The organism is Bacillus sp. JJ1764, assembly GCF_036962145.1.
Classification (GTDB): domain Bacteria; phylum Bacillota; class Bacilli; order Bacillales; family Cytobacillaceae; genus Neobacillus.
In genome coordinates, this window is sequence record NZ_JBALNY010000112.1 from 420 (window position 1) to 11,151 (window position 10,732).

Below are 10,732 nucleotides of genomic sequence, written 5' to 3' on the forward strand. Positions count from 1 at the left end.
TGTCCGAAGTTAACCCGACTTCAGACAGGAACTTGTTATAATTGCAGGTGCATGTCCGATGTTGGCAAGACATCGGACACAATCAAGAATTTTTGAGTAAAGCATGTCCGAAGTTAACCCGACTTCAGACAGGAACTTGTTATTTTAGCAGGTGAGTGTCCGAAGTTAGTATTCTTGTTTTGGATAACTTCTTGTCATTCAATAATTCATTTGCACAGCATTTATGGAAGTATAATAATACCCCCGAATAAAGGGTACTTATGCAATGCGAATCACATATTCACAATGCAGAGGTGCAAGTTACATATTTTATTTAAATAGGTTCATTTCTAATTTGGATAAAACCAAAATAATAATGTAAAGTTAAAATAGGTACTAATGACATTTTAAAAAGGATGATTGAAATGACCCGTAGAGCGGTTGTGGCTGGTGCTACCGGATTGGTAGGAAAGCAGCTTGTTCAGTTACTGTTAAATGATCCGGAATACTATGAAATTACCCTCCTTGTTCGCCGATCCACCGGAATCACACATCCAAAGATACATGAGAGAATCGTTGATTTCGACTATCTGGACCGGGAAATTTTAAATTTAAAAGATGCGGATGTATTTTGCACCCTAGGAACGACCATTAAAAAGGCAGGTAGCCAAGAAGCGTTTCGAAAGGTGGATTATGTTTATCCGTTGGCACTTGGTAAATTGGCGCAAGAACAAATTGCAAAACAATTCTTACTCATCACTTCGATGGGAGCAAATCCCTCTTCAAGCACCTTTTATATTCGGGTAAAGGGAGAAGTTGAACAAGCATTACGTAAACTTAATCTCCCGGTCTTACACATTTTTCGTCCTTCGCTCTTACTTGGTGATCGCGAAAAATTCCGTTTCGGAGAACGATTTGCAGCAATCACTTCTGGTTTATTGTCGCCAATGTTCTTTGGACCGTTACGGAAATACAAGCCTGTTTACGATAGAACTGTTGCAATGGCAATGCTTCAAGTTGCGAAAAGTGACTTGCAAGGTGTGCATGTACATGAATCTAGTCAAATAGTAGAGGTAGGTCAATGAAGGGTACTATTTTAAAATCACTGAAAAATATTGAGGACGAATATAATGTGAAGATTTTATATGCATGTGAATCCGGCAGCCGGGCTTGGGGATTTCCATCAAAAAATAGTGATTATGATGTCCGATTTATTTATATACATAAAAAAGAAGATTATTTATCCATTGACCCAATCGGTGTCGGAAAAAAGCGAGATGTCATTGAATTGCCAATCAACGATCTGCTTGACGTAAGTGGTTGGGAATTGACGAAAGCCTTACGATTATTTCGAAAGTCAAATCCGCCCCTATTGGAATGGCTTCAGTCTGGAATTATCTATTATCAAGCATTCTCAACCATAGATAAAATGAAAGAACTGAATAAAGTCATTTTTTCCCCGATATCCTGTATGCATCATTATTTAAATATGGCCGAAAAAAACTTCCGGGAATTTTTACAAGAGGAACAAATTAAGATAAAAAAATATTTTTATGTTCTAAGACCAGTACTGGCTTGTGCTTGGATGGAAAAATTTAATGAATTCCCGCCGATAGAGTTTCCTGTTTTAGTTGAGGCGCTTGTCCCAGAAGGAGAATTAAAGGATGAAATAGGAACCTTGTTAAATAGAAAATTAGCCGGGGACGAATTAGATTTGGAACCACGTTTTCCAATAATTAATGAATTTTTAACTGCAGAAATCGTTCGCCTCCGAGATTTTACCAATCAATTAACGACTACTTCAAAAAAAATAACGCCAAGCCTAGATCTGCTTTTTAGAGAAACTCTTGAAGAAGTTTGGTCTTAATTCATGTGAATAGGGGAGATCGGATTGTGAATGTATTATATACAACAAAACTTCCTGATAATTTTGAACAGGTATACCAATTATATGAGGGGTTAGGCTGGAATTCCCTCAATTTTACTGTAGGTGAACTGGAAAAAATGTGCCTGCAAAGTTGGTATGTCCTGTATGTCTATCATGAACAGCAATTAGTGGGGATGGGGCGTGTGATTTCGGACGGTGTGATTACTGGAGTTATTTGTGGATTAGGGGTACTTCCTAGTTACCAGTCTATGGGGATTGGGAAAAATATTGTGACTAGATTGGTTGCATATTGCGAGCAAAATCGGGTCATCCCACAACTAATGTGCGGTGAAAATCTGGAATCTTATTATGAAAAGCTGGGATTTCGGAAATTCACTGTTGGTATGAATAAGGATATTAATAGATAGGATTCATATATTTATGAGGTGAAGAAATTGTCAATTAAAGGTCTAAATCACTTATTGTTTTCAGTTTCCGATTTGGAACAATCAATAGAGTTTTATAAAGAGGTTTTCGATGCCAAATTATTAGTGAAAGGCCGGACTACCGCCTATTTTGATCTAAATGGTATGTGGCTAGCATTAAATGTAGAGGAAGACATACCTAGAAATGAGATCCATCATTCGTATACACATATTGCTTTTTCCATTGATGAAGCCGATTTTGAAAAAATGGTTAACAAGTTAATAGAATTAAACGTTCATATTTTGCCTAGCCGTGTAAGGGACGTTCGGGATCGAAAGTCAATCTACTTTACAGATCCAGATGGTCATAAATTTGAGTTTCATACTGGTACCTTAGAGGATCGGCTTGATTATTATAAAAAGGAAATGGTACATATGCAGTTTTTTGAATAAATAGCAAAAGGTGGGGATGTTATGGATCTTGAAAAGGTTATCATCATACCTTATGACACCAAATACGCGAAAAAAACGGTGAAGATGTGGCGAGAAAGTAAAGAACAGGCGATTAAGCAGAAAGAACTCCATAGTTTTGATAATCATGTACATTTTTTAAACTATATATTACCTGAACATTTTCAAATAGAGTTAGCACTTTCTGATGGCCAAGTAGTTGGAATGATTGCCTATAATGATCATGAAATAAGTCAACTTTACATTCATATGGATTTTCAGGGAATAGGAATTGGAGAAACATTATTGAATCGAGCAAAAGCTCAATCGAGTGGCAGCTTAACTTTATACACATTTGAAATCAATAAAAATGCCCAACGATTTTATGAAAAGCATGGATTTATCATCATTGCCAGGGGGATTGAAAACGAAGAAAAGTTGCCTGATTTACTTTATGAGTGGGTTGCCAAATAAAAAGTGCTTCGGAACGTATCCGAAGCACCTATTGCTGTAAAGCCTCATACTGCTTAAACAAATCCTTTAATGCCGCAACAAGAGCATTATTGGCTTTTCCCAAATAACCGTTCTTCAGCTCTTCTAATGGCTGCTCTATGCCATTTCGCAAGCTATAGCCCTTCAGAAGCCTTGTAATATAATCTCGGCCGTGTTCTGTTGCCAAAGTACAGGAGGCATCGACAATTACTCCATACTGCTTATCAATCTCAGCTGTGATTGTTAAGGTTTCAAACATGCTTCTGGCTGCCATTCCCGAAGGAAGTTTAGCATGACCTGCTATAAAAATAGTATTCATGATGTTCTCTCCTAAAAACTTTATTAATAAAATAATATAATAAAAGAAATTCAATTAGCAAGAATAATCGGGAAACTCCAGTTTTTCAACTAATTCAGGGTAGTCAATAAAAGGATTTCGATTTCCCTGGATTTGATAGATGGTTTGATTTCTATGTTTCTCATAGAGGGAAACTGGGAATTCTTTGTGCCAACGAATGAGTAATGGAATATTAATTTGGGTCCTAAACGATTTTTTTATAGCCTTTGGATATCGCAGAATAAAATATAGCATGGACCTGGCTACGATGCCTTTTCCGTTTTCCGGTTCAAACCTGCCATAGACTGCCACTCCACAAAGATTTTGTATTGGCTCATTCGGTGTTTCCGGCTGATAAAAGGTGAAATCATCATAAGGGAAATTTGAACGGGCAATATTACACGCCGGCTCACAGACGAATAAATGATGCAGATCACCTTTCATTGGTTCAACAGCCCCGAACCAAGATTGGGGAACAATATGTTCTGTATTGAGTTTCAAAGCTCGTTCAAATGCCTTTAACTCCCTGAATGATTCAAACTCATTCTGCTTTATTTTTCGAAGGAATTCTTGAAAGCCTTGATACCTTTCCTTAATGATTTCAAAATCCTCGTGAATTAAATCTTCTGGATTCCTTTTATCTCCAGAGTAGATACTTTTTACCGTACCATCCGGATGGAGGTCAACCCAAGTATATAAATATAAGTCCTTGCTGACAAAATAAGGGAGCTGTTCGATATGAGTTCTTGAAATGAGCTGATGATACCGATTAAAAAGATCACTCCCATCACTACTGCCATCCCTTACAGATTGATAGTAATAAACGATCTCATGTTGATTTTTCTTTTCATGAAAATAAAGATTGGTATCTGAAATAATTTTTTGCCTATTATCCCTTAGGTAGGACAACCGTTTTTTCAACTTAATGAAATCGGGGGCATCCTCCCAATGATTCTTTAAGGTTTTTTTCTTCTTAGCCATTTTTTCCCCCTTGAAGAGCCACTTCAAACTGATCAAAAATAATTAAAACAAAATTTTCATATTCTTATTACTCCTGCAATAGCATGGTAAAACCCTTTGAATTTTAAGCTATTTAATTTCATTATAACAAATCAGTTTTAACATTGACGGCTTGTTTTTTTGTCAAAAGAAAGGCTACAATAAGAGACATAATTACATATTAATGAAAAAGTAGGGAAGAGACATGATTGCAAAGACACAAGAAGATATTGATGGATTAAAGGAGATCGGACGAAAATTTGCGCTGCGATCCGCGATGAATTGGTGAGCAGAACCAAACCGGGGATTACCACAAAAGAACTGGATGAAATCGCCGGTGAATTGTTTGCAAAAGAAGGCGCCGTTTCAGCACCAAAAGGGGAATACGATTTTCCGGGATATACATGCATTAGTATTAATGAAGAAGTAGCCCACGGTATTCCTGGAAACCGAATGATTCAGGAAGGAGATATTGTTAATATCGATGTCTCTGGTTCCAAAAACGGATATTTTGCTGACACTGGAATCTCCATCGTAGTTGGTGAAGGTGAAGCAGTATTGCAGAAGCTATGTGATGTGGCCAAGCTCGCATTTGAAGCAGGATTAAAGTTCGCCAAGCCGGGTTCAAGAAAAAGCCGTCTTGGAAAAGCGGTTTTTCAGACCGCTAGCAACCATGGACTTACGGTTATTACCAATCTAACTGGACATGGGATCGGCCGGACGATTCACGAACAGCCCGAATATATTTATAATTACTTTGAGCCTTCGGATGATGAACTGTTAAAGGAAGGAATGGTCATTGCCTTTGAACCGTTTATTTCCACTGATGAAGAAGAAGTGTTTGAAAAAGGTGACGGTTGGACCTATGTAACTGAAAAGAGCTTCGTAGCTCAGTATGAACACACGATCATTTTGACAAAAAATGGACCGATTATAACAACGAAATAGAAAAGTTACCCAGTTCATGATGAATTGGGTTTTTCTTTTTTGTGGAATGATTCATCCCTAATTTGGTCAATAATGTCATAGTAAGATTTAATAAATGAGGATGAATCCTATGGAACATATATTAACTTCAATACTTCGTACATGTGCGGCATATATTATTTTACTCTTTGCGTCATTTTGGTTAGGGAAACAGATGAATTCTGGTAATAATCATTATAATTTTGCTCTGGCTATTACAGTAGGTTCTATTATCGCCAATTTGGGATTCGATACCAATTTGAAATTTTTCCCTATGCTGGCGTCGTTTTTAGCACTGATTTTAATGTATTTTTTTTGCTCTATCATCTCATTAAAGAGCAGGCGCTTTCGGATATGGATTTCCGGTGAACCAACTGTCATTATTGAAAACGGAAAAATTTTGGATAAAAATATGAGGAAAATTCGATATAGCTTAGATGATCTTTTACAACAGTTAAGGGAGCAGGGCATTTTTGATTTATTTGAAGTAGAATATGCAATTTTAGAGGTTAGCGGAAAATTATCAGTCATGAAAAAGAAAAACTATCAATCGGTCAGTAAAATGGATGTTAATGTGACAGGTATTTCTTCACCTATTCCTCTACCACGTGAGCTAGTTATGGACGGGGTGGAGGTAGAGAAAAATTTTAACAGCGTTTATACCAGAAAATGGCTTGAACAAGAATTGTCCGGAAGAAATTTGCAGATGAAAGATATTCAATATGCTGTTATTTCATCAACCGGATCATTATTTATTGATCTATTGGATGATCAACTAGAATCTCCGTTAGACCAAGAATAGATTGGTACCTCCAAAGAAGTTGAAATAATCGGGTTTCTTTTTTCTATTATTCAGACAATAAACGTGGTAAACTAGTAAAAAATCAGTTTACTTTGGAGGCAATCATGATTAAGGCTATATTTTTTGATTTAGATGATACCTTGCTTTGGGATCAAAAAAGTGTGAAAGAAGCATTTGTAGCAACATGCAAGGTGGCAGAGGAACGCTATGGAATTGACCCGGAACAGCTGGAGGAAGCGGTTCGTGAAGCGGCGAGGGAACTGTATTCTTCCTATGAAACTTACTCTTTTACACAAATGATCGGTATCAACCCCTTTGAAGGGTTATGGGGGAATTTCCTGGATGAACAGGATGACTTTCGAAAAATGAAGGAAATTGTTCCGGGATACCGTAAGGATGCTTGGACTAATGGATTAAATGCGCTTGGCGTAGATGATCCGGAGTTTGGATATGAATTAGCTGAACGATTCCCACAAGAGCGCCGAAAAAAGCCGTTTGTCTATGAAGAAAGTTTTAAGGTTTTGGATGCTCTAAAGGGAAAATATAGACTGTTGTTATTAACAAATGGGTCACCTGATTTACAAAATACAAAATTAACGATTACACCTGAACTTGTTCCGTATTTTGATCAGATTGTAATCTCAGGCGATTTTGGCAGAGGAAAACCGGACCCAACCATCTTTGAGCATGCCTTATCACAAATGGGATTACAAAAGGACGAAGTGCTCATGGTAGGCGATAATTTAATGACCGATATCTTGGGAGCCAATCGTGCTGGCATCAAGTCGGTTTGGATCAACCGCCATCAAAAAGACCGAAATGAAGTCATTCCTACTTTTGAAATTACCCACTTGGAGAATTTATTTCCGCTATTAGAAGAACTAAATCAAGCCGTAAATGTAGACTAAGTCTATATTTATGGCTTTTCTTTTTGATTACAAGTTATGTTAAAATTTAAATAAGAAACACCAATAACTTATAATAATATTATGTTAACAAGGTGACAGGCACCATTAGGAGGATTTTATATGGAATTAAGGCAATTTCAGTTGTTTTTGGAGGTGGCGAAGCACCGAAGTATCACGAAAGCGGCAGAAAGCATGCATGTGTCACAGCCTGCTTTGAGTAAGTCAATTAAAGCGCTAGAAGAAGAGTTGGGGATGACATTAATTATCCGCAGTAATAAAACTAGTGATTTGACGGATGCTGGCAGGGTTGTTCAAGAGTATGCTCACCGAATGATGGGATTAGTGGATGAGATGTCATCTACACTAAATGATATGACTGATTTGCAAAGAGGTGAAATCAATATCGGATTACCACCGTTTATTGGTAGTTTGTTTTTTCCCAGAGTGATGGCTCAATTTCATCATTCTTTTCCGGCTATTGAGTTAAATATTACTGAGTATGGCGGGGCCAGAGTGGTGAAAAGTGTGGAAGAGGGTGAATTTGAACTTGGCGTGGCGGTTATGCCCATCGATGACGATATTTTTAATGTTTATCCGATAGTTGAAGAGGAAATGAAATTACTTGTCTACAAACATCATCGATTGGCTGATCGTNNTTTCTACCACGAAGAGTTTGCCTTACATCAAATTGTAAGAAATCATTTTTTTATCATGGCTGGATTTGAGCCGAAAATCCTGTTTAAAAGCTCCCAATGGGACCTGATGTCCGAGATGGTGGCTGCAAACCTTGGGGTTACGATTCTTCCGCAGTCAATCTGTAACCGCGTTTTTACAAAAGAGATAAGAATCATCGATTTAAAGCCAACAATTATGTGGAGTATTGCGGTCATTACCAAGAAAGATCGATACATATCAAAAGCAGGGCAAACATTTATTGATTTTATTTTGAAAGAACCATTATAACTAATAGTTATGAAAACCATTCTGAATATGTATTTTACGAATGACGGAGATTAGCGTACTATTACTCTATAGTCAATTGGATTTAGAAAGGAACATCAATATGAAACTTGGAGTAATCGTAGCGCAGGTGTTATTTATACATATATTTTTATATTTAGGAGCGGCATTAAAACTTTTGATTCCTCTACCCATTCCAGCTTCCATGTTTGGACTTGGGGTATTATTTTTAGCTCTTTGCTTAAAAGTAGTGAAGTTGGAATGGGTGGAAAAGGGAGCCAATTGGCTGATGGCCGAACTGCTACTGTTTTTTATCCCATCAGCAGTAGGGATTGTCAATTACGATGAAATCCTCAGCATTCAGGGAGCGGAAATCGTTTTACTGATTGGGATTAGTACAGTGATTGTTATGGGAATGACCGCATTAGTTGCAGAAAAAGTAACCGGAAGAAAGGAGAGTGCACAACAATGATGATGATTATTTTTACTCTCATCACGTTTTTCTTTTATCGTTTTTCAAAAATGGTTTATGGAAAATGGGGCCTCCCTTTTTTACATCCATTATTACTTGCACCAATCTTGTTGATTGTGTTGATCACCATCACCCATGTTTCTGCCAATCAATACATGGGTGCTTCTAAATGGCTTACACATTTGCTTGGTCCAGCTACCGTTGCGTTCGCGGTACCAATCTACAAAAATCTTCCTCTTGTAAAAAAATATTTAGGTACTATTGTCTTAAGTATCACCTTTGGTACGTTGGTAGCGATTTTTTCAACGTTTGGGTTATCAGAATTATTTCATTTGAATAATGATTTTACCATTTCCATCCTCCCGAGATCGATTACCACTCCGATTGCGATTGAAGTGTCAAAAGAAATCGGCGGGCTTCCAACCTTAACAACCGTTTTTGTCATCATTACTGGAGTGATAGGGGGAATTGTCGGTCCAACCGTAATCAAATGGCTTTCGATAAAGACGCCTGTTGCCAGAGGACTGGCCCTTGGAATGGGGGCACATGGGGTTGGAACGAATAAGGCGATGGAATATGGAAAACAAGAAGCAACCTTTTCTTCCTTAGCAATGATTTTCGCTGCATTTATTACGTTAGTATGGGGTGCATTATTAATTCCTGCCTTAATGAATTTTAATCACTTTTTATAATCGTTCACATTTTGGTAAAAAGTTCATTCCTAGATAATGATGTACGTCACAATCTTTCGCATTGCGGGATGGTATTTTATTAATGAGAAATATTATCAAATTAATTTACCGAGTATTTCAATGCGAAGGAGAAACATCATGAGTGAAATTATAAATAATCGAGAACAACAAATGTATCAAAGCAATGATCGACTTAATAATTTAAAACTGATTTTTAAAGCCCTTCATAATGGCGGAAATTTTGATGAAATCAAAGCACATTTTGATGGTTTTATCGGAAAAATCACGATGGAGGAAATTTCTAATCTTTCAAATGAATTTTTGGAAGACGAGGGGATATCGATTGAAGAAGTGCATCGGATGTATAAAGAGCACATGGAACTGTTTAAAGGAGCAATTGAAGAAAAGGAGCCAGGTGGAAAGAAACCTGAAGAACAACCCGGTCATCCTATCCATACCTTTAAAATGGAGAACCGAGCCCTTGAAAATCTTCTCGATACAAAAATGTCCGTTCATTTAGAGCAGTTTAAAGAAGAGGATTCAGCGGAGCATGTGTATAAGCTTATAGAGGACATCAATCTTTTGCTTGATGTAGACAAGCATTACAGCCGGAAAGAGAATTTGATTTTTCCTTATTTAGAAAAGTATGGAATTTATGGACCGACTAATAATATGTGGAGAATCGATGATTTTATTCGCGACAATATTAAGCATGCCAAGAAATTACTTAGCAGCTATCAAGGGGATAAGAAAGCTGTTTTAGAAGTAATGGACTGGGTGATTGAAGAAACTCATGCCATGATTTACCGTGAGGAACATATTCTTTTTCAAATGGCATTAGACCATTTCACTGAGGATGAATGGGTGAAGATTGCAAATGAAAGTGATGAAATCGGTTTTTGTTTAGTTGAACCAGCAGTTGTTTGGAATCCTGATCGGAAAGCTCTCGATGAGAATGCCATTTCAGAGGGTTATATAAAAATGGATACCGGAATTTTATCTCTTAAACAACTAGAACTTTTATTAAACCACTTACCCGTCGATATCACTTTTATTGATCATGAGGATGTGGTTAGGTACTTCTCACACGGCAAAGAAAGAATTTTTGCCCGGACAAAAGCTGTCATTGGTCGTTCCGTTCAAAACTGCCACCCACCAAGAAGTGTTCATGTGGTGGAAGAGCTATTAGCTGATTTCAAATCGGGCACGAAAGATTCTGAGGACTTTTGGATTAAATTTAAGGATAAATACGTGTATATTCGGTATTTTGCTGTTCGCGATGATGTTGGAAATTATATTGGTACCCTTGAATTTACACAAAACATTGATCCAATCAAAGCAATTGATGGGGAAAAAAGAATCCTCTCATAGAACTATTATTCA

General features: G+C 37.2%; 13 protein-coding genes and 1 pseudogene. 12 read left to right on the top strand and 2 right to left on the bottom strand.

What is annotated here, in order from left to right:
- Positions 1–404 precede the first annotated feature (404 nt).
- Genes V7083_RS15825 through V7083_RS15845 form a run of 5 tightly spaced genes read left to right on the top strand, consistent with a single transcriptional unit; the run spans position 405 to position 3,195 of the window.
- Positions 405–1,064 (top strand): oxidoreductase, encoded by a 660-nt coding sequence (locus tag V7083_RS15825; RefSeq protein WP_335479527.1) that lies wholly within the window; start codon positions 405–407, stop codon positions 1,062–1,064.
- A complete protein-coding gene (locus V7083_RS15830) occupies positions 1,061–1,846 on the top strand; it encodes a nucleotidyltransferase domain-containing protein (protein WP_335479530.1) in 786 nt (261 codons plus the stop codon). The genes V7083_RS15825 and V7083_RS15830 overlap by 4 nt, the downstream gene beginning before the upstream one ends.
- A 26-nt stretch (positions 1,847–1,872) precedes the next feature.
- On the top strand, positions 1,873–2,274 hold the full coding sequence (locus V7083_RS15835) for a GNAT family N-acetyltransferase (RefSeq protein WP_438823735.1): 402 nt from the start codon (positions 1,873–1,875) through the stop codon (positions 2,272–2,274).
- 27 nt (positions 2,275–2,301) lie between these two features.
- Entirely contained in the window at positions 2,302–2,724 is a 423-nt protein-coding gene (gene fosM, locus V7083_RS15840) for a FosM family fosfomycin resistance protein (protein ID WP_335479532.1), read from the top strand.
- Positions 2,725–2,745: 21 nt separating this feature from the next.
- Positions 2,746–3,195: a GNAT family N-acetyltransferase gene (locus V7083_RS15845; protein WP_335479534.1), complete on the top strand. Its 450-nt coding sequence runs from the start codon at positions 2,746–2,748 to the stop codon at positions 3,193–3,195.
- Positions 3,196–3,223: 28 nt separating this feature from the next.
- Here the strand turns inward: V7083_RS15845 and V7083_RS15850 are convergent, their stop codons facing one another.
- Positions 3,224–3,532 (bottom strand): DUF3870 domain-containing protein, encoded by a 309-nt coding sequence (locus V7083_RS15850; protein ID WP_335479536.1) that lies wholly within the window; start codon positions 3,530–3,532, stop codon positions 3,224–3,226.
- A 54-nt stretch (positions 3,533–3,586) separates the two neighbouring features.
- On the bottom strand, positions 3,587–4,531 hold the full coding sequence (locus V7083_RS15855; protein ID WP_335479539.1) for an endonuclease I family protein: 945 nt from the start codon (positions 4,529–4,531) through the stop codon (positions 3,587–3,589).
- Positions 4,532–4,754: 223 nt separating this feature from the next.
- On the opposite strand from V7083_RS15855, the pseudogene map reads away from it, so the two are divergent.
- From map to V7083_RS15890, 7 genes and pseudogenes are all read left to right on the top strand, one after another.
- Positions 4,755–5,497: pseudogene (gene map, locus V7083_RS15860) on the top strand (type I methionyl aminopeptidase).
- A gap of 109 nt (positions 5,498–5,606) precedes the next feature.
- A complete protein-coding gene (locus V7083_RS15865; RefSeq protein WP_335479541.1) occupies positions 5,607–6,317 on the top strand; it encodes a DUF421 domain-containing protein in 711 nt (236 codons plus the stop codon).
- Positions 6,318–6,421: 104 nt separating this feature from the next.
- Positions 6,422–7,225 carry an HAD family hydrolase gene (locus V7083_RS15870; RefSeq protein WP_335479543.1) on the top strand — a complete coding sequence of 268 codons (804 nt, stop codon included), beginning with the start codon at positions 6,422–6,424 and terminating at the stop codon, positions 7,223–7,225.
- 120 nt (positions 7,226–7,345) lie between these two features.
- Positions 7,346–8,188 (top strand): LysR family transcriptional regulator, encoded by an 843-nt coding sequence (locus V7083_RS15875; RefSeq protein ID WP_335479546.1) that lies wholly within the window; start codon positions 7,346–7,348, stop codon positions 8,186–8,188.
- A 100-nt stretch (positions 8,189–8,288) separates the two neighbouring features.
- Complete coding sequence (locus V7083_RS15880) at positions 8,289–8,657, top strand: CidA/LrgA family protein (RefSeq protein ID WP_335479548.1); 369 nt, start codon at positions 8,289–8,291, stop codon at positions 8,655–8,657.
- Entirely contained in the window at positions 8,654–9,349 is a 696-nt protein-coding gene (locus tag V7083_RS15885; protein WP_335479550.1) for an LrgB family protein, read from the top strand. The genes V7083_RS15880 and V7083_RS15885 overlap by 4 nt, the downstream gene beginning before the upstream one ends.
- Before the next feature lie 138 nt (positions 9,350–9,487).
- Positions 9,488–10,720 (top strand): DUF438 domain-containing protein, encoded by a 1,233-nt coding sequence (locus tag V7083_RS15890; protein ID WP_335479553.1) that lies wholly within the window; start codon positions 9,488–9,490, stop codon positions 10,718–10,720.
- The last annotated feature ends 12 nt before the right edge of the window (positions 10,721–10,732 follow it).